General features: G+C 57.0%; 14 protein-coding genes. 4 read left to right on the top strand and 10 right to left on the bottom strand.

What is annotated here, in order from left to right; all coding sequences use genetic code 11:
- Nucleotides 1-41: 41 nt before the first annotated feature.
- Both IVA96_RS05485 and IVA96_RS05490 read right to left on the bottom strand, forming a co-directional pair.
- Nucleotides 42-1,016, bottom strand: a complete 975-nt coding sequence (locus IVA96_RS05485) for a GDP-L-fucose synthase (protein ID WP_247416152.1) — start codon at nt 1,014-1,016, stop codon at nt 42-44.
- 769 nt (nt 1,017-1,785) lie between these two features.
- The gene (locus IVA96_RS05490) at nt 1,786-2,778 is read right to left on the bottom strand and encodes an ABC transporter substrate-binding protein (protein ID WP_247415897.1); all 993 of its coding nucleotides are present in this window, start codon (nt 2,776-2,778) and stop codon (nt 1,786-1,788) included.
- A gap of 317 nt (nt 2,779-3,095) precedes the next feature.
- On the opposite strand from IVA96_RS05490, the gene IVA96_RS05495 reads away from it, so the two are divergent.
- The 4 genes from IVA96_RS05495 to IVA96_RS05510 all read left to right on the top strand — a co-directional run bounded on the left by IVA96_RS05495 (nt 3,096) and on the right by IVA96_RS05510 (nt 8,089).
- Nucleotides 3,096-4,538, top strand: coding sequence for an undecaprenyl-phosphate glucose phosphotransferase (locus tag IVA96_RS05495; protein WP_346347883.1), 1,443 nt, complete (start codon nt 3,096-3,098; stop codon nt 4,536-4,538).
- Nucleotides 4,539-4,594: 56 nt separating this feature from the next.
- Complete coding sequence (locus tag IVA96_RS05500) at nt 4,595-5,746, top strand: glycosyltransferase family 4 protein (protein WP_247415900.1); 1,152 nt, start codon at nt 4,595-4,597, stop codon at nt 5,744-5,746.
- Between the two features lie 13 nt (nt 5,747-5,759).
- On the top strand, nt 5,760-7,076 hold the full coding sequence (locus IVA96_RS05505; RefSeq protein WP_247415901.1) for a hypothetical protein: 1,317 nt from the start codon (nt 5,760-5,762) through the stop codon (nt 7,074-7,076).
- 437 nt (nt 7,077-7,513) lie between these two features.
- The gene (locus IVA96_RS05510; protein ID WP_247415904.1) at nt 7,514-8,089 is read left to right on the top strand and encodes a glycosyltransferase; all 576 of its coding nucleotides are present in this window, start codon (nt 7,514-7,516) and stop codon (nt 8,087-8,089) included.
- A 29-nt stretch (nt 8,090-8,118) separates the two neighbouring features.
- Here IVA96_RS05510 and IVA96_RS05515 read toward each other — a convergent pair whose 3' ends face one another.
- The 8 genes from IVA96_RS05515 to IVA96_RS05550 all read right to left on the bottom strand — a co-directional run bounded on the left by IVA96_RS05515 (nt 8,119) and on the right by IVA96_RS05550 (nt 19,184).
- Nucleotides 8,119-9,420, bottom strand: coding sequence for a hypothetical protein (locus tag IVA96_RS05515; protein WP_247415906.1), 1,302 nt, complete (start codon nt 9,418-9,420; stop codon nt 8,119-8,121).
- A 225-nt stretch (nt 9,421-9,645) separates the two neighbouring features.
- Nucleotides 9,646-11,127, bottom strand: coding sequence for a hypothetical protein (locus IVA96_RS05520; RefSeq protein ID WP_247415908.1), 1,482 nt, complete (start codon nt 11,125-11,127; stop codon nt 9,646-9,648).
- A gap of 14 nt (nt 11,128-11,141) precedes the next feature.
- Nucleotides 11,142-12,044: a glycosyltransferase family 2 protein gene (locus tag IVA96_RS05525; protein ID WP_247415910.1), complete on the bottom strand. Its 903-nt coding sequence runs from the start codon at nt 12,042-12,044 to the stop codon at nt 11,142-11,144.
- Nucleotides 12,041-13,216 (bottom strand): glycosyltransferase, encoded by a 1,176-nt coding sequence (locus tag IVA96_RS05530; RefSeq protein WP_247415911.1) that lies wholly within the window; start codon nt 13,214-13,216, stop codon nt 12,041-12,043. Before IVA96_RS05530 ends, IVA96_RS05525 begins: the two co-directional genes overlap by 4 nt.
- Before the next feature lie 409 nt (nt 13,217-13,625).
- Nucleotides 13,626-14,360: a hypothetical protein gene (locus tag IVA96_RS05535; protein WP_247415914.1), complete on the bottom strand. Its 735-nt coding sequence runs from the start codon at nt 14,358-14,360 to the stop codon at nt 13,626-13,628.
- Nucleotides 14,361-14,371: 11 nt separating this feature from the next.
- Entirely contained in the window at nt 14,372-16,642 is a 2,271-nt protein-coding gene (locus tag IVA96_RS05540; protein WP_247415916.1) for a polysaccharide biosynthesis tyrosine autokinase, read from the bottom strand.
- Nucleotides 16,643-16,915: 273 nt separating this feature from the next.
- On the bottom strand, nt 16,916-17,542 hold the full coding sequence (locus IVA96_RS05545; RefSeq protein WP_247415917.1) for a hypothetical protein: 627 nt from the start codon (nt 17,540-17,542) through the stop codon (nt 16,916-16,918).
- 139 nt (nt 17,543-17,681) lie between these two features.
- Complete coding sequence (locus IVA96_RS05550; RefSeq protein WP_247415919.1) at nt 17,682-19,184, bottom strand: O-antigen ligase family protein; 1,503 nt, start codon at nt 19,182-19,184, stop codon at nt 17,682-17,684.
- Nucleotides 19,185-19,203: the final 19 nt, after the last annotated feature.

The raw sequence follows: 19,203 nt of genomic DNA on the forward strand, positions 1-19,203 counted from the left end.
ACTTCAGAATAAAAAAGTCGCTTGCAGTCTAAGTAGTCCACTCAGCGTGTTGCGCCGACTTCCAGATGACGTCCGTAGCCTTCTAGATAATCTGCGTAGGCCGCCACGAGGCCGGCCCGCAAAGCAATTTTAGGTCGCCACCCAAGCCCCCGTATTCTCGAGCTATCGAGCAGCTTGCGTGGCGTGCCATCAGGCTTTGACGTATCAAAAATCAACTTACCTTCATAGCCGACGACCTCCGCCACGGCCGCTGCGAAGTCAGCGATCGATACCTCATCGCCGCTGCCGACGTTTATCGGGAGATCGCTCGAATAATTCTTCAGAAGGAAAACGCAGGCATCGGCAAAATCCTCGACATTGAGAAATTCGCGCAGCGGCGTGCCGGTGCCCCAAACGGTGACTGTCGGCGCCTTGGCAAGCTTGGCTTCGTGGAAGCGCCGGATCAACGCTGCCGGGACGTGACTATGATCCGGATGATAATTGTCGCCGCGGCCGTACAAATTGGTCGGCATCACCGAGATGAAATCATCGCCATATTGCCGACGATAGGCCTGACACATCTTGAGGCCGGCAATCTTGGCGATTGCGTACCACTCGTTGGTCGGCTCAAGCGGCCCCGTCAGCAATTCGCTTTCGGCGATCGGCTGCTTGGCGTATTTTGGATAGATGCAGGACGAGCCGAGGAACAGTAGTCGCTGCACGCCAACCGCGTGACTTGCGCGGATCACGTTCAATTCCAACGCAAGGTTGTCGCAGAGAAAGTCGACCGGGAAATTGTTGTTGGCTGCGATACCGCCAACCTTTGCAGCGGCGTGAACCACGACCTCTGGACGATTGGCCTCGAGCCATTTCAGCGTCGGCTCTTCCTTTGTGAGGTCCAGCTCACGCCGATCGGCCGTGAGTACGGTGCAATTCTCTGAGGCAAGCCTGCGGACGACAGCTGATCCCACCATGCCGCGGTGGCCCGCGACGAAGACACGTTTGCCCGTGAGATCGTAAGTTGAAGCCCCTGTCATCGTATCCTCTATCAGCATCCGCTTGGCCGGATCACCACCACTGTGGCGAGATCCGGCGGCCGGTCGCATTACGCAATCACGCTGTCGATGCAGCCCCGCCAAACAGCTAACACAATCTTCACCATGCGCCAGTCTGTCCCGGCCCGACGAAGATATTCATGGTGAACCTGCGCTGCGCGCACAAAAGGTCAGCACACAATGAAACAAAAACGAGCAAGGCAGCCGCATCAGCTGTGCGGCTGCCTTGGAAGATCGTTGAAAAACGGCAGCCGCCGCTCGGCTAGCTCAACCTCAGTACGCCCGGCGCAGGACAGGACCAACAGGCGCGCAAACCCGATCCATGTACCACCCATAGGGCGTTTCGACCCGCACCACGGGGCAACGACGCCACGGCACATACCGGTAGGGATACGGCTGCGCCCAGAACGTAATAGGCGTTACCTTGCTCTCGCTGGTGAGCAAGGCTGCCGGTGCGGGCATCTGCATCGCGGCGCTTGCTCCACTCGCTGCGCAGAAGGTAACGGTCACGGCCAGAAGGCCCGCTCGCATCAACGTCTTAAACATCCCAAAAAGCTCCTCGCCCCTGCGGATTTGATTTCGACTCGCGCTCGTCAGATCCAGCCAACCGACGTCACAATCCGTAAGCCACTCCGCGACTAGCCCAATAGTGAGCCGAACTTTACCAAGGCCATCGGCAGAAATGCAACCGATGCCCGGCCGGCCACAGGGCTTTTGGGGCGATATGGCGCACGAGTGTGGCTTCTTGGTCCTATCTTTCCTCGCTCCAGGCGCCCGGAGCAGCGAGGTCGGGCGAACGGCGGTACACATCCCGAAGGAACTGGTAATTGACCGTCTGAGCCAAAGGCACGTCCTCCTCCCCGAGCTTGGCGAAGAGGAGGATATCCCGAAGCGTCCGCCAACGGCTTTCGTCGTAGTCGCCGATGCGGCCGCCCGTCGGAAGTACCAGCGGGCGCTGCTGCTGCAGCTCGAATTTGAGCCGCTCGGAATTCAGCCTGGCTGGGCCGGCGCCGGCGAGAACGGGCACGCTCCGTGCATAGTCCGCATAGGCAAATTGCCACCCTCGGATGAGCCCCTGAAGGACGTCGGCGATCGCGGACGGCTGATCATGGATGAGATCATTGCTCGCAAAATAGACCTGGCCTGGAACATGGATGCCGTAGTCCTGCGGTTTGATGACGTTCAGCTTCACGAAGGTCGAACTGGAGGGATCAGGCTGCTCGTCAATCGCGGCAACGATCGCATCCACCTCCCCGACCCTCAGGGCTTCGAAGCTGTCGCGGTCTGGGACCTTGGTGATCTGGCTGCGGGGAAGCCCGAGCTGCGCCATCATGGCATCGAAAACGACGTCTCCCTCACTCGCCCTGCGGTACCCAACCCGCTTGCTGACTAGATCAGCCGGCCGACGCAATCCCGAGGCTTCGAGCGTGAAAACGGCGACAGAGGTGTCGAGAAAGCTCGCAGCGAAGGCGGTTACGGGGACGCCACGCCAGCTGGCCAGCAGGAACTTCTGGCCGCTCGTCACGCCGATGGCATGTTGGCGTGCAATGGTTTGGACGAACTCAAGGTCTTCGGGCTGAGCCGACACCTCAATGCGGGAGGAGAAATATCCCTGCCTCGATGCAGCGAGTTCGCCGGCAAACCGCGCGCCGTATCGCCCGTCAAGGAGGAGCTTGATTGCGACGGGCCTGGAAGTCGTCGGAGCTCGTATGGGGGCGGCATCGGGGCGAAGAAGGAGAAGCACGATTCCCGCCAAAGCGACCGCCGCAAGGCCAATGGCAAGGTACCGCTTCCCTCTCGGCCGAGGTCGCCGCCGGGATTGGGTTGGAGCCAACGTAACTTCCTAACGGGTTGTGAAATTTAAACATATCAGCCGAGGCGAGATGGGCTACAATGCAGCTTGTGGGGTAAGGTTAATTTTTCCTTCGCCTTGTTGTAACAGCGATTTTGACCGATAGCACAGCGCGTTCGGGCAATGAATTTTGCGTTAATGGGTTTGGCAGGATGACGATTCTTTCCACTCGGCCGGTGGCCGTCGCTGATTCTACGGCGGGAATTGGCGTGGTCGAGCCAGTCGCCGAGACATCTGCAGGGTTTGCGCCGAGCTGGCTGCGACCTGTGGTTGTGGAGCGGCTGATGGCGGTGGTCGATGCGGCGCTGATCGTGGTCAGCGGGATCGGCTGCGCGGTCGGCTATCACGTCGTGACCGCGGGCACGCTCGGCAAGGCGGACGTCTATGCGGCGGCCAGCGTGCTGGTTGCGATCAATTTCATCCTGCTGACCATCGTGCAGCAGGGCTATCGCCTCAAGACCGTCACCAACCTGCCGCGCACGTTCCGGATGACGCTGACGACGTGGACCTTCCTGTTCGGCGCGTTGCTGGCGATCGCCTTCACGATGAAGGTCAGCGACGAATTCTCCCGCGGCACCACGATCTCGTTCTATCTGATCGGCCTCGCCGTCCTGCTCGCCTGGAAAACGGCCGCGGCGCGCTGGACCGCGCGGGCCCTGCGCACCGGCGCCTTCGCCAACGGCCGCGCGATCATGATCGCCGAGTTCGGCCTTGCCGCCTCCTCCAACGCGGTCGACGACCTCGGCCAGCACGGCTACCGCCTGATGCGGGTGATGGAGGTCCGGCCCAAGGACCTCGATTCGCCGCTGCTGCTGTCTTCGCTCGCGCCGCGCTTCGAGGAGCTGATCGCCTATGCGCGCGAGAGCCGGATCGAGCACGTCTTCCTCTTGATCAACTGGAGCCGGCAGCATGCGATCGACAGCATTCTGGACGTGCTGAAGATCCTCCCCGTTCCGGTGCATCTGGTGCCGGACGCCAACACGGCGCGCTTCCTGCGCTATCCGCTTGAGGGCACCGGCAACACCTTCACCGCCGAGCTGCGCCGCGCCCCGCTCACCTTGCGCGAACGCGCGCTCAAGCGCGCGCTGGACCTCGTCGGCGCGAGCCTTGCGCTGCTGGTGTTCGCGCCGGTGATGCTGGTGACCGCGATCCTGATCAAGCTGAGCTCGAAGGGCCCGGTGTTCTTCCGCCAGACCCGCAACGGCTTCAATGGGCGCGCGTTCAGGATCTTCAAGTTCCGCACCATGCGCGTGCTCGAGGACGGCCCGACGATCGTGCAGGCGCAGAAGAACGACCCGCGCGTCACGCCGATCGGCAAATGGCTGCGCAAGACCTCGATCGACGAGCTGCCGCAGCTCCTCAACGTGCTCAAGGGCGACATGTCGCTGGTCGGCCCCCGCCCGCACGCGGCCGCCCACAACACCGAATATGAGCAGATCATCGGCAACTACGCCTTCCGCCACCACGTCAAGCCCGGCATCACCGGCTGGGCCCAGGTGAACGGTTATCGTGGAGAAACCCGCACGCTCGAGCTGATGCAGAAGCGTGTGGATTATGATCTGTGGTACATCAATAACTGGAGCTTGTGGTTGGACGTCAGGATTTTTCTCAGAACCGCAACGAGCACATTCGCACAATCTCGCGCCTATTGAACTCCCCAGCGAACTGTTGTCTCAGCATCTTCGGACGAACAGTGGCTCAGGCAACCATGATCTATTCTGTCTCCTTAGAACGCGCGCACAAGTCGCATCTCGTATTTTCTGCGCTCGAAACCTACTCGTTAGTGGGTGGCATGCAGAATTTCAATCGGCGAGTTATTCGAAGTCTAGTATCTCGTACTAAGATCCGAAAAGAAGCTTTACCGCAAATTCAAGTGCTGCGGGACGGATCAAGCGTACCAAAGGCTTTGTCGCCCTTTGTGCAAAGCTATCCAAGTCGATTTGTCTATACTCTTGCGAGCGCATTTGCGGCCCGTCGAGCGAGCGTCTTCATTATCGGACATATAAACCTTCTCCCTCTCGCGGCTCTAGTGCGGTTCCTTCATTGGAAGACACCAATTCTCCTGTTTGTGCACGGGGACGAAGTTTGGAATGAGCCGGGCCGCCGGAAGAAGCGCTGGTTCGAGTCGCTTCTTCTTTGCGCTGTGGATCGAATCGCATCCGTGAGTCGCTATACCGCTGATATTATGTCGCGGGAATTTCACGTGGACGCTGCCAAATTCAGGATTCTTCCGAACGCTGTCGACCTGATCGAACGATCAACGAGCATTCCTCGAACAGACTCGCACATTGTATTGACCGTTTCCCGTCTCGGTTCCGGCGACCGCCCCAAAAACATTGATCAGATGCTCAAAGCGATCGCCATATTGAAGCAGAGATTGCCGAACGTCCGCTATGAGATTGTAGGCGACGGCTCACTGCGGAGCGAATTGGAGGGCTTGGCGCGAGAGCTTGATATCAGCAACAATGTTGCTTTTCTGGGGCGCGTAAGCGAGGCAGACCTTTCGCAGGCCTATGGACGTGCATCCGTTTTCGCCATGCCCTCCTCGAAGGAGGGGTTCGGAATAGTCTATCTCGAAGCGTGGCTGCGCTCTCTACCTGTGATCTGCAGTTCGTTCGGAGCGTCGAAGGAGGTTGTTTCGGACGGTTCTGATGGTTTTGTGGTGGACCACAGGCGACCGGAAGATATTGCAAGTCGGCTTTATGCACTACTTGTCGATACGGAGTTGGCTCGACGACTCGGCGAAAATGGCAGAAAGAAAGTCGAGTTACAGTACCTAAATAATTCCTTCCAAGACAATCTTGACGCAATTATAGACGATCTGCTGGCACCACCAGGTAAGCATCCCTCTTCCAAGTGAGCACCAATGCCTTATGAATAGGTTAGAAGCTGCTTGGTCACGAAAGCGCCTTGCGTTGACTTTTGGCGCGCAGATCTACAACCAAATCGTCACTCTCCTTGTCCAACTAGCCCTCGTTCCCATCCTGTTGCATCAGTGGGGTGCGCAACGCTACGGCGTTTGGCTCTTGTTATCTGCAGTACCCAGTTACTTGGTATTTGCAGACTTCGGCTTCACATTATCCGCAAAGAACGAACTGACCACCAGTGTGGCATCTGGTGATCATAAGAGAGCGATTCACATATATCAGAGCACGTTCGCGCTGCTGAATATTGTCGTGTTCGTCGTCCTTGCGATCTTGTTTTCAGCTATTTCTCCTTCGAACCTGGCGCACACGTTTTCACTTGGTGAAGTGAGCGGCGAGAGTGCGACCCGGATTCTGCTATTCCTCGCCGGCAATGTGCTATTGAATCAATATCTTCTGCTATTCGCAGCAGGGTTGCGAGCGTCAGGACGACCTGCGGAGGAAGTCCTGTGGAACGCCTCCTCACGGCTTGCGGAAGGTATTGTCACCATCATAGCCGCGACGCTTAGCAACGACCTTCCAACCACGGCCCTAACCATATTCTTGTGCAGGGGCGGCATTGCGATTCTCGTCTGGGTTAGACTGCGTACGGTCGCGGGCTGGCTACAACTGGGATTCACCTATGTGAGTCTGTCCGAAGTTCGGCGTCTTGCCGCACCCTCATTTGCATTTCTCGCTCAATCTTTTGCGCAGGTCCTGCTCATTCAGGGACCTGTAGTCCTCCTAGGGAGCTTAACCAATCCGCTAGCGGTTGCCACGTTCTCCACGTGCAGGACTCTTGTTCGCCTCGGAACGACAGCTGCAAACCTACTGAATGCTACCTTCATTCCCGAATATACACGCCTATACGCCTCAAGCAGATCATTGCTGTGGGCAACGTTCAGATGGCATGTGCTTGCGACCGGGTTCATGTTGGCAGGATACATTGCACTTCTCGTTTCTTCCGGAGAATACGTACTGCATGTATGGACGAAGGATAGGATACATGCTGGATATCCGTGGTTCTTCCTCATGATTCTGGCAGCTTCGTCTGAGATGGCATGGACGACCGCTGCGATGCCGATCTTGGCGATCAACAGACACGTCCGTTTATCCTACGCTTATCTCGCAGTCAGCTTCATTTGTTTGGCCAGCCAAGCCGCCGCGCTGGAGAGGTTTGGACTCAATGCCGTTGCGATCTCATTGCTGGTTGCTCACGGAACGATGCTCATCGTAGTTGCATTCGACATACGCAAACAGTTCTGCCAAGAAACCATTCAAAAATGAGAATACTTTACATCGGATCGAGCAGTGGGACATCGCTCCACCGCTCTGTTGCAATGGCTCGCCTCGGCCATAAGATAACCAGCATAGACCCTCATCACGCAGTTCCGCAGGGCCTCAAGAGATGGGCCTTCAAGACAGGCTGCTTGGGTCTAGCCGGCTCAATTTCCCGGCATGTCCTCGAGCGAGCTATGAGCGACCAATTTGATCTGGTGTGGGTCGACCATGGGGATCTTTGTAGCGCCTCACTCGTTCGAGCGTTGAGACGCCTTGGCGCACCTATTGTGAACTACTGTCAAGACAATCCCTATGTTGCACGGGACGGCTTTCGTTGGCGGCTATTCTTACGGGCGGTTGCCGAATACGATCTAATCGTCACTCCTCGTGCTTCAAGCATACAAGCCGCGCGTGCGGCGGGAGCGCGGCGTGTCCTGCGTGTAATGTTCGCCGCCGACGAGATCGCTCACCGCTCAGTGGATCTCTCTGCCGCCGAAAAGGCCAAGTTTACTTCTCAGGTTAGTTTTATAGGGACCTGGATGCCTGAACGAGGGCCGTTCCTAAGACATCTCATTGATAGGGGAGTGCCTTTAACGATTTTTGGGCCAAGATGGGACAAGGCTCCTGAATTCTCAGCGTTGAAGCAGCATGTGAGATTGGGAGCGTTGTCGCCTGAAGATTATGTCAAGGCAGTTCAGTGCACGTCGATTGCAATAGGCCTGCTCTCGAAAGGCAATGAGGATCTCCACACGACCAGATCGATAGAGATCCCGGCAATTGGAACGCTGTTCTGCGCTGAAAGAACCTCTGAACACATCGAAATGTACACGGAAGGCGAAGAGGCAATCTTTTGGAATAGCGTAGAAGAATGCGCAAACAAATGTCTCGGCCTTCTTGAGGACCCGCCTCGAATTGCCAGGATATCGAGGGCGGGGCACGCGAGGGCGCTGCAAAACGGGTACTTCAATGAAAACTTAGTCAACTCGGTCCTACGACATGTCACATGTCTTGCCGTTTAACGAAGCCTACTTGCGCATATCTTTATAGCTCAGTTCGACTCTATACGGATTTCAATTGAATGGTTCTCGCCCAAGAAGACCGGCAACCTTGCCGCCGCGGTGGCTGGAGAGTGAAGAACAGCATTCACATTGCGCAGAGTTACGTTCGAGCTATTCGCATCAAGGATTCCTCCGATCGGTGCGATTGTAGCCTTCTGGGCTCTATCCTCGACTTCTACATTCTCAATGATAACGTTATGATATGGCCCCACCGGAAACCGGACCGCCGGATAGATGTTGTTCAAGAAGGATGAATCGTAAGCGCCCCTAAGTCCATCAATCACGAGGCGCTCGCTCGGAAGAAGGTCCAGCAGCCCATCCGGCCGATAAGATGTGTAGTCCTTTACGCTGGAATCAGAAGCGCTGATCTTGAGAGATAAGGCGTACCCACTACGGTTCGCATCATGCTTGTCCCTTGCCACTCCAACACGCTGGCCCCAATCCAACACCCCTGAAATTTCCAAATGCGAATTGCGAAGATCATTGAATTTTGGTGACGTGATGTAAAAAAGATGCGGGGGCGCAAACCATTTTCCCACTCCTCCTACATTCTCTCCTTCGTCGTCCTGTAGATCGCCATATCGAAACGATCTTATGTTTCGGAAATGCGAACTCTTTAGGCTTCCAAGCCATCCCATGTACGTGCCGTCGAGTTCTAGATTTGACACCTCGATTTCACTGGGCAGAGCCGCCGAGTTTGCATCAATGGGAACCGCAGCAGTTATTACCTGATTGCTCTTAAATCCGACGGTAGTAAGAAAACACACTGGAACGAAGTGAGCTCCGTCCGCTCGCTCTGGCACGAAGATCTTCATGCCGTCAATTTTGACGGAATTGGTGGTCCCCAATATGTAAAATACTGCGGATGTGCCCGTGGGCCCCGGCCAGGGAGAAGTCACAGTCCCGCTGGTCCGATCGAAGCGAATACCCCTGTTTGCTGTCAGCCAGGGAGTTAGAATCATATCGTGAAAGGCTCCAGCAGGCTGATATTTGCCTTTCATTGGCACGAATGTGCCATTTGCTACATATCCTTTTGTATCCGGATCAACTGGGAGCTGGCCTATATACTTGACGCGCCAGTCCCGGAGATCAATTTGGCTGCTATTAGCTATGACCCATGTGGGTATGAAGACGTTGTCCGTAATGAACAACCCATTGCCGACGAATCGGACACTCGTTCCATCTTCTACAAAGATAGGTCGTGAGATGTCGCTACCAACATGAACGTAAACTGGACAATCAACCACCAGGGTGAAAGCATGATTCTTTGCGTCGCTGAAGGCCGCGGCCACACCATTTCGATCATCTTGCTTTCCATCGCATGTAGTCCAATCATGGATACTCCGAGCGGGCGGAGCGTCTGGACCAGCAGCTCTGAGCTCGTCTACGCTAGCATGCGCAAGTATCAGCAGACTAAGTAGAAAGCTTAGTTTTCGCCCAAACTGATCGATCAGGTCCATAGCATTCGGCCAGACAGCTAGACGCCTCATTGTTTCTTGCGAAGCAATGAATTCGAACTAGCCATGCTTTAGCGCCTTAACTAAATTAACTGAGCGAAGACCTTGTAGTACAATCAAGGCAAGAAAGAAGAATGGGATACCCCTCGTCAATTCGGCCAAAAGAACTTCGGTTGTGGATTCGACGAACACATGCTGATAAATCGAGAAGAGAAATATGCTTACAACCGATACGTTGCGGAAGCTCGCAATTCTGGAAAGAACAAACAGTAGCGGCAGCATGAACAGGAACGGGTAAATGAACAAGCCCACCAACCCATACGATGCGAAGCCCTCCATTGCCAAGCTGTAGTTCAAGAACGCCGAATTGCCGACGTGCAGCTGTCCGGTATTCCAAGCAATGAAATCTCCGATGCCATAGTTCATCGCCTTCTTGTCTGGCCAGATAAAGGACGGAGTAACCCGCTGAAGGCTCTCTTCGAGAACCCGCATGCCCAGAGGAGCCCGGCCAGCCATTCCCGTGTAGGCCCAGTCTACCAGCGCGACAAACGACAATCGGTTTAGTACGTTGGATCTACTCCCCAATCGATAATAGTCGTAACCTACAATGTTTTCTTGCTTTATTCTTGCAAGCGAGCTGTCGTTTTGGCTGGACAATGACTGTAGGAACTCAGCATCGACTGCAGCTCGCATTGCCGTCGTCAACGCCAGCTCTGCAAACTCCGCGATCGGCATGTTCTCTTTCTTTGTCCTCAGATACAGTGTGAGGGGTGAGATCAGGAAGCCGAACAACGAGACAAAGATTGCGCCGACGATCACGTGCCTCAGCCTGATCGCCCGGCAGTAATATGAAGTCAGCAATACGCCTAGAAGGGCTGATAGCAGACCCTCACGGTAGTTGAGCACCAAGCTAGTCAAGAATTCGAAAGCAAGAGCTGCGAAGAGGCCTATGGTCAAAAAGCCATCGCGTCCGAACCGCTGGGCCCCGTCGCGTGTCTGCATTATCAGGCCTAGGACGAATAGCTTAGCGAGCGCGGCAAACACGACAAAAAGCCCAGTGCCTGCAGTCTGGGCTGAGGTAGGCTTTACAGCTGCTAAGCCGATGTAAGCCGCTATTCCAAGACCAAGAGCCAAGTTCTTTGTAGACAACAACTCTGATGATTGCTCCTTCAGAGAAACAATCGATGCTCCGTGATCGAAGAACCGGACAGTATAAATCACCACGGTTTCGGCTGAGAGAATACAAAGGGTCAGAGAGAAAGCCTCGAGCGGATAGACAAGATGCTCATCGAGCGATTGTCCGTAGAGTGTCTTGGCTGCCAGAGGAAACACAACGTATCGGATACCTAGGACAATGTTCAGCAGGCCATACAAATCAAAGCGATAGATAAATGCGGGCACAAAGCAAACCGCGATGGTAGCCGCGCAAAGAGTAAGGACAGCGAGGCTGCAGCCTAACGCAAGTTGCGCTAGCATCAGTACGCTGATCAGCACGACGAAAACAACTGCGATTGTTCCTCGCGTCATCTGCCGATCACCCATCCCAATCTTGATGCTCAGATCTTGACGCCGTGGCGCTCTTCCATCATGACCTTGAACGCAGTCAGTCCGTTAGACCTAATGAAGTCAGTTGCTTCAAGTATCTGTGTATCGACGAGCAGTCTGTACCAGAGACCTTGCATCAAGTGGAAGACCAAGCCCGCCCGCCCGTCAAGAAACCCCAATCGCAAGAAATATCGATAGCAAAAGTAGCAGACCGCTCTATAGATCACCGGCAGCCGCGCGTAGACATTCTTTTTGGCGGCCCTCTTTACCAGTGCCTGCGCCGAGAGAACCGAGGTCGACTCCTCGAAAAACTTGAACTCCGGGTTCAGAGCGTCAATCATCTCGCGCGTCGCATATCGGTTGTGTTTATCGACCCAAAAGCCAAGCCCTTTGAGGTTGTCATCAATCAAAAGACCAGACAAATTCGCCGTTCTGCCTTCGAACAGAATTGTATGCTCGTCCATCCATCGATTTTCCACCGCTCCCTTATTTGTCCTCCAAATCTTCAGGACGAACTGAGGAGAAACTCCCCCGCCGAATCGGATCATTCTTCCGAGAAATGTCACTCTACGCTCGACGACAAACCCGTTGATCTCCGGGCTTGCCGTGGGCAGCTGGGAACGCATTTGACCGGCCAGCTCCGCATCGATGAATTCGTCGGCATCGATGCGCATAACCCAATCTGTGGCCACTGCACAGTTTTCTAACGCCCAATTGAATTGAGTTGCGTAGTTCCTGAACGGATGAGTGTATATGTCCGCTCCGCATCGCTTTGCGATGTCCACGGTCTGATCGGTCGATCCTGAGTCAACGATCACGACCCGCTCAACGTTTGATTTAAGGCTTGCGATACAACGCTCAATATGGAGTTGCTCATTGTGAGTGAGCACTATCGCGGTCACCGAAACTGTCATCGCAACAGCCTCTTGGCCGTGCTCGAGCTGCTGTTCTCACCCAAGATCGATTGATACTCCGACTCTAGTTTTCCGGCTATGTTTGACCAGTCATAGTTCTGTCTGCAGAACTCTCGGGCGCGGTTCGATAATGTTTTTCGTCGTTCGGAGTTGACGAGCAGTTGATGCAGTGCGGTTTTAAGCTCGTCTACCTTTGTATCTACTACAACGCCAGCGTCGGCTGCGGCGATTTCCGGCCAACTATTCACCTGGTTTGATATCACTGACGGCGTGCCGCAAGCCAATGCTTCAAAAAGCGCGTTTGCAAAATTTTCCGAATATGAGGGCAAGACAAACACTTCAGCGTCGGCCAAAGCCTCGAACTTTTGCGGAGACCCAAGAAACCCGGTAACCGTGCAGTCAGTAGACAGCCCGTGAACTCCGATTAGCTCTTGGACCGCGGAGAGATGTCCGTCGTCATTGCCAGCGATCACGAGATGGATGTCCGAGATCGTTTGTCTGAGCTGCGCAAATGCCGGTATTAAAAGCTCGAAGCCCTTCTTGTAATTGATACGTCCGAGAAAAAGTATCAGTCTCTTGGATGCAGCCACTCCCAGTGTATTTCGGAATCGTCCTTTTTGGGCAAGGCTTTCGATTTGCGCGATATTCAAGCCGTTCGGGACGACGAAAGCCTTTCTTCCGTATGTCCGCGGCTGGGAAATCTTGCTTTCGATTTCGGTCGTGAAATGGAAGGCGGATGCATTTCGCAAAACTCGGTTGTGAACAAGATGATCGAAAAGTGCCTTCTTTAGTGCTTTGCGGCGGAGGTGGTAGGGATCCAACGCTCCTGCCGGCCTGATGACGTAAGGCACGCCAAACTTGTGCGCCAATTGAGCGGCTCGCACCGTCGAATGGAGGTACAACGCGTGAATGTGCACAACATCGGCGCTTGGCATCAGCGATTCAAGTACGCTCGACATTTCAGGGGCATAAGCGTAAGGCGCGAAAGTTTCCTTCAAAACTGTCACAGTAACATTTTGGAGCGATCCGACATCGGCAACGCCGCCCCGATCGGTCGTAATAAGATGTACTGTGTGGCCTCGATCCGCCAACGCCTTCGACAGATTGATCGCCACGAAGGTGGGACCTCCATGCAACGGCGAAAGGGACGGAATGACTTGAAGAATGTTCATCAAAGCTACTTCTGTATCGTCGAGTAGCGAAAAAATTTCGCACCGCGCATGGACCCGAGAATCGTATCGACTCTCTTGTAGCCCTGAACCACAACATCGTTGCAGCGATACGAATTGAAATAGCAGACCTTCGCATGAATAACGCGCGGACAGTTGTTCTTAAGGCTAACGACGTGATCAAGCATATCGGAATTGCCGGTGTGAGCCCGAGCAGCCGCCTCCACGTCGAGACACGGACGCCCTAGTGCGTCTCGAATGACCGACGCTCCCGCTTGATCAGCAGGGCCTTGCAAAGTGAGGCTGGAAGACGGCGCGGTGGTAGCCGTTTGAGCGCAAGCCGATGATGAGAATTCAACGCCAGCCAGAGCGGCAACCAAAGAGCAGCAAGCCAAAATGGCTAAGATCCGTTTCATTTCCACGGCCTATCTTGGGTTTCAATACCGGGTATCTTGATTTTCACGCCATCCTTCGAAAGCCGCTTAGCAAAGCTTTCCCGGGCGACTATGTCCGTCCCTGCTAGGCTCGCCGCAAGGCGTTCGCGATGTACCCAGCCGACCGTCGTAAGGTTCAACGAAGCATCCTCAATGAAGTCAGAGTCGACCAGGGATGCGAATTCAGCAACAACGCGCTCCTGCGTTGTGCCACCTAGCATTGGCAAAGCGGCTAAGGCCAGTCGATTCCGCCGAAGTGAGATCCACCCCTCATAAGGTCCGATCATGTAGGACTGCATAAGATAGCTACTGTGATCAGTATCAAAGCCGTTGCGGGTCATCTCGATCGAGTGGAGAAGAAGCCAGAGAAATGAATCGTTAGGGCTAGTCGAAAGTGAAGCCCTAAGCTTGTTCTCAGCCTTTTCGACTTCACGATCGGCCTCATCGGGACTCTTCCGCTGTATCGCTTCTTCAGCCTTCTGCAGCCTGATGAGAGCCTCGGCGTGCAGCAGTTCCGGCTGCACGATGAACGGCGCAAAATCATTCGTGATACGAGAGAGCGCGTCGGAGAGAGCGCCGGGCCTGAAGCGCTGGTCCTCCATAATACGTGCCGCGATGGCGCGCGCCGGTGTTGTTAACCAAAAGGAGGGTAGTACTGCTAGTGACCAGAGCATTCCGCCTGCGCCAAGCAGCAGCAGTACACCCCGAAGCATAAGGCTCCCCACTATTCCACGTACCCATAGCGGGCGTAATACTTCTGGTAGTAATAGCGGCCGTGGTATGATTCGTAGCGCGCCAACGCCTTGGTATCGGCTTTGTTCAGAACAACTCCGAGCAGTTTGTCCTGGATCTCGGGCGAACCGCGCAAATTGTGCCTGACCACATCGATTTTGGTCTTGCCCCATTCCACGACGAATACGTAAGAATCGACAAAAGTTGAGGTGACGCGCACGTCGACCACCGGCGCCATCGGCGGCATGTCGAGCACCACGTAATCGAATTTCGAACGAAGCTGCGTTACTAGCGCGTACATCGCCTTCGACGCCAGGATCTCATTGGTGTGCAACAGCTTCGAGGTGGTGCCCGCTGGCAAGATTGAGAGCTTGGTCACGGGATCGACGATCAGCGCGTCCTCAAGCTGCGCCTTCTGCGCGACGACGTCGACAAGGCCAATCTTCGCATCGGGCACCAGCGCGCGTGACAGCGAGGGGTTGCGCAAATCGGCATCGACCAAGATGACGCGCGCCCCGCCATGCGCCATCAGCTGGGCGAGGTTGGTCGAGAGCGTGCTCTTGCCCTCGTTCGGCAGGGTCGAGGTGGTCGCCAGGACGCGGTTCTCGCGCACAATCGAATTGAGGTCGACCGCCACCTTCACCGAGCGGACGGCTTCTGAGAAGCGCGACAGCGGGTTGTCGACGACGTAGCGCAGAAGATCGGGGTGCGGGTTGCCCTTCCTGGCGAGCTTGCCGCCCAGCATTCTTTCGCCAAGCCGCGGCCCGGCGGACGCCGCTGCGCCGAGCGCCGGCAGGATGGCGATGCAGTTTGCGCTCAGAACCTCCTCGACCTGACCAGTGGTGCGGAATACCTTGTCGGCGAGCTCGCGCGCCAGGGCCGCGCCGAACGCCAGTATCAGGCCACCGAACAGGCTGGCGACTAGGACGAGCAGCGACTTCGGAGAACTCTTCTTGAGCGGCGTGGTCGCCGCGCTGATTACCCGTGCCTCGGTGATCGGAAAGGACTGCTGCTGCACGCTCTCCATGTAGCGCTGCAGGAAATTGTCATACATCGCCTGGTAGGACTGCGCGTTACTTTCGAGCTCGCGGAGCTGCACCTGCGCTTGGTTGGTGAGCTGCGATTCCGACACGACGTTGGCGAGGCTTGACTTGATGCTCTCCTCGCGCGTCACCGCGATGTCGTAGTCGCTTTTGTAGGATTCCTGGATGCGCTTCAGCTCATCGATGATGTTCTTCTTGATCTCGGCCATCTGCCGGCGCAGGTTGACGGCGGCGAGATGATCGGAGCCGTACTTCATCGACCAGATAGATTCTTTCGAGGCCATGTCAACATACTGGCCGCGCAGCTTGACGATTGTGTCGTTCTTCAGCGCGTCGGCGACGTTGGCGTCTGGAATGTCCTGCTTGAGAATGTCGTTGATACGGTCGAGCCGCGCCTTCGTCTCGGCGGTGGCCGCATGCGCCATGATGAGCTGGCTGTTGACCTCAGCGAGCTGCTGCTCGTTCATCAGCCGGCCGCCGGCGTCGACGATGTTGTTGGACGTCTTGAAATCAACGACCGCCCGTTGCGCGGCGGACGCCTGAGTGCGCAGCTCTTTGATGCGGTCTTGCAGCCAGACGCTGGCACGGCGGGTTGCCTGGTACTTCGCCTCGAGTTGGTCGACGATATAGGCGTCCGCGATAGCGTTGGCGATCTTGGCGGCCTTCCCTGGGTCCTTCGAGGTGTAGCCGATCTCCATGACGTAGGTAAGGCCGAGCCGCTTGACGGTGCGGCTCTTCTCGAAGCGCTCCAGCGCCTTACGGGTGAGCTCGAATTCAGACAAGGCGTGCCTATCGGAGAACAGGCCGCCAACAAAGCCGAGGACTGAGCCGAGCACGCCGCCGCCGGAGCCGGAGAACTCGGGATCCTCGATCAGATGCAGGTCGCGGATCACCGCGAGGCTAATGTTCTCGGATTTCAGGATCTCGACCTGGGTCTCCACCGACGCGGAGTCGACCGCGATGTCGCCGAGCACGGATTGCTGCTGGAACAGCTGCACCTTGCGGGTGTCGATCACCATCGAGGCGGTGGAGGTGAATTGCGGTGCAGCGGTGAAGAGATAGAGCAGCGCCAGGATCACGCAGGCCGAAACAATGGCGACCATCGTCGGGAACTGGCGCTTGATAATATCGACATAGGAGGTGAGCGTCTGGGCCGGAGAGCTTTCAACCTCGGCATAGTCGCGGTTGATCTCCGACGACGGCTTATTCACCTGCAGCATTGTGCAATTCCTGAAATCGTCCAGTGATTGGCTCTGGAGGATGGCATTGGGATGAGAAAGTCACGCGAGCAAAGGCACTCGAAAAGAACCGGCGGTTGAGGGCGAATATAACACGCAGCGAAATGCGGCTGAACTCAATTGATGCAGCGCAACGATGTGCGCACATTATAATTTGTGTGGAAGCTTAACGCCGTAAACGCGAAACGGCGCTGCAAAGCGCCGTTCCGTCGTGGAACGATCCAGCCTGGACCGCTCCTTGAAGCTCGTCTGCGCTCAGCGGCGCGGGCTGACGTTATTGGAGGCGTTGGTGATCCCGGCGGTACCTGCGGCGGAGTTCGGTGAGACGGTGTTCGCATAGTGGAATCCGCCGAAGCTCGGCGCACCGTTGTTAGCACCACCGGTGTTGCCGGGATTGCCAACCGGCCCGCCCGCGCCGGAGCTACCACCACCACCGCCGCCGCCGGTCGCGGCGATCGCGACGTCGCCGGTCGCGGCCTGATAGGCGGCGATCACGTCGGGGTTGCCGATGCCGGCGATCGCGGTCTGGATCTCAGTGGCGAAAGCCGCATCGCTCTGCGCCGCCATGCGGGCGACCTGGGCGAGGCCGCCGACGATCGCGCGCATTTGGTCCTTGGTGGTCGCGGGATCCTTCAGAAGCGCGATCAGGCCCGGGAGCGTGGTCGGATCGGAGGCGCCGAGGTCGCGCACGCGCGAGATCAGCTGCGGGCCGCCGGTCGGATATTGCTGCAACAGGCTGTTGGGCGAGGCCTTGAACTCGGTAATGACCTGGGCCGGCAGCTGGCGCTGCGGCGGATAAACGGCGGCGCTTGCGGCTGAGGTGATCGTCGCGGCGAGGGCCGCGGCGGCAGCCATGCGAAGCGCAATCTTGATAACGCTCATAAATAGACCTCCAAAAAATCAGTTGCCCCGATTTGCTTCCTCGGCCCGGGCAATGGCTTGCAGTGCAGGAACCTATCCGAAGAGAAAACGACTGTCCACTTATTCTAAAGACTTCGTAAACAGCGCAACTGCTTCAAATCTAGACACTTTTATGAAGCTGGCGCACTCGCCGCGCGGTTGTGTCAACGGTTGTCTGACCGCCCTCGCCTCGCCCGCCGGTATCGAGGGCATCCGCGGCCGAGCGGCCCTGCCGGGTCGGGAATGATTGCGCAAGGCCGGCGCCGAAAAGCGCAAAGAATGGAATGCTGTAGCCGGGCACCTGAAGCGTGAAGTCGAGGCACGAATGCAGCAGCGACAGCGTGGCGGTGGCCGCGGCAGTCAGCGGGATGATGGCATCGCGCCGCCGCCCGAACACGCCCTTGGCCAGAACGAGCAGCATGATGGCCCAGCCGACCGCGACCAAGAGCGCCATCGGGATGCCCACCTCGGAGGCAAGCTCCAGCGGCGTCGAATGCGCCGCATCCCAGATGCCGCGAATCGAAATGTTTGGGCTCCGATAGGGCGGGAAGGCCCATTGGAACGTGCCCATGCCGGTGCCGACCCAAGGATTGTCGGCGATGATCCGAAGCGTCGATTTCCAGGCCTCGATGCGGCCCTCATCGACCAGGCCCTGGCTGTCGAACCGGCTGGAGACGCGGCCGCCGAGCAGCTGCAGGAGGCCGAGCGCGACGGCGAGGCCCGAGCCGAGCGAGATCCAGATGCCGGTGCGCGGCGGCAGGTCTTTTCGCAGGAACAGCGTGAACGAGACGATCATCGCGAGCAGCGACAGGCCGACGCCGGCGCGCGATCCCGTCATGAACATCGCCATCAGACAGATCAGCAGGCAGCCAAGCTGCGGCAGGATTTCTCTTGGAGGGATCGTGCGCAGATCGAGCGACAGACGCCGCCATTCGATATGCCGCTCCGGCAGGCGGCGGCGGACATCTTCCAGGATCAGCAGCATCCAGATCACCGCGCAGGAGCCGAAATAGGCCGCCGCCGTGTTGCGGTTGATGAAGGTGCTGGTGACGCTGCCGAGATAGGCCGTCTTGTCCCGCCACAGGATCATGGTGGGCTCGATCAGAAACGAGAGCACGCCGTACAGCGCATAAGCCGCGCCCGAGATCGCGATCACCCACAGCAATCTTCGCGCGCGCTCGCGATCGGCGCCGACGGTGATGCCGAGCACGATGGCGAGGATGTTGGCGAGCGGGGCGCCGAGCGCGAAGAACGCCTCGTTCTTCACGATGGACGCGGACGGGGCGATCGGCACCCCCAGAAGATCCGCGGCCTGCTTCCAAATCGGCTGGAATGGCGCGAGGAAGGGATGATCGGACAGCTGCTCATGCAGCACGACGGCATAACCCGCGACGATCACGGCGATGCCGGCGAGCAGCCACAGATGCGGCGCCCGCAGCTCACGCGTCGGCGCGAAGATCACCGCGATTCCCAAGCACAGGCACCAGAACGCGATCGACAGATCGTTGGTCGAGCCGAACGGAAACGGTGCGCCCGCGGCCACGAAGAACAGGATGAAGCTCGCGGGCAGGCTCCACGACCAACGAATCCGGGACCAGCTGATGTTGGGAGGCCAAAGGCGCATCGTCGTTCTGGAGCGAGCC

Source organism: Bradyrhizobium sp. 159, assembly GCF_023073795.1.
In the GTDB taxonomy this organism is placed as follows: Bacteria; Pseudomonadota; Alphaproteobacteria; order Rhizobiales; family Xanthobacteraceae; genus Bradyrhizobium.

Coding starts and splice junctions, on each gene's coding strand:
- IVA96_RS05510 (WP_247415904.1), top strand. CDS start 7,514: ATGTTCGCCGCCGACGAGATCGCTCACCGCTCAGTGGATCTCTCTGCC.
- IVA96_RS05505 (WP_247415901.1), top strand. CDS start 5,760: ATGAATAGGTTAGAAGCTGCTTGGTCACGAAAGCGCCTTGCGTTGACT.
- IVA96_RS05520 (WP_247415908.1), bottom strand. CDS start 11,127: ATGGGTGATCGGCAGATGACGCGAGGAACAATCGCAGTTGTTTTCGTC.
- IVA96_RS05540 (WP_247415916.1), bottom strand. CDS start 16,642: ATGCTGCAGGTGAATAAGCCGTCGTCGGAGATCAACCGCGACTATGCC.
- IVA96_RS05525 (WP_247415910.1), bottom strand. CDS start 12,044: ATGACAGTTTCGGTGACCGCGATAGTGCTCACTCACAATGAGCAACTC.
- IVA96_RS05545 (WP_247415917.1), bottom strand. CDS start 17,542: ATGAGCGTTATCAAGATTGCGCTTCGCATGGCTGCCGCCGCGGCCCTC.
- IVA96_RS05535 (WP_247415914.1), bottom strand. CDS start 14,360: ATGCTTCGGGGTGTACTGCTGCTGCTTGGCGCAGGCGGAATGCTCTGG.
- IVA96_RS05550 (WP_247415919.1), bottom strand. CDS start 19,184: ATGCGCCTTTGGCCTCCCAACATCAGCTGGTCCCGGATTCGTTGGTCG.
- IVA96_RS05500 (WP_247415900.1), top strand. CDS start 4,595: ATGATCTATTCTGTCTCCTTAGAACGCGCGCACAAGTCGCATCTCGTA.
- IVA96_RS05530 (WP_247415911.1), bottom strand. CDS start 13,216: ATGAACATTCTTCAAGTCATTCCGTCCCTTTCGCCGTTGCATGGAGGT.
- IVA96_RS05485 (WP_247416152.1), bottom strand. CDS start 1,016: ATGACAGGGGCTTCAACTTACGATCTCACGGGCAAACGTGTCTTCGTC.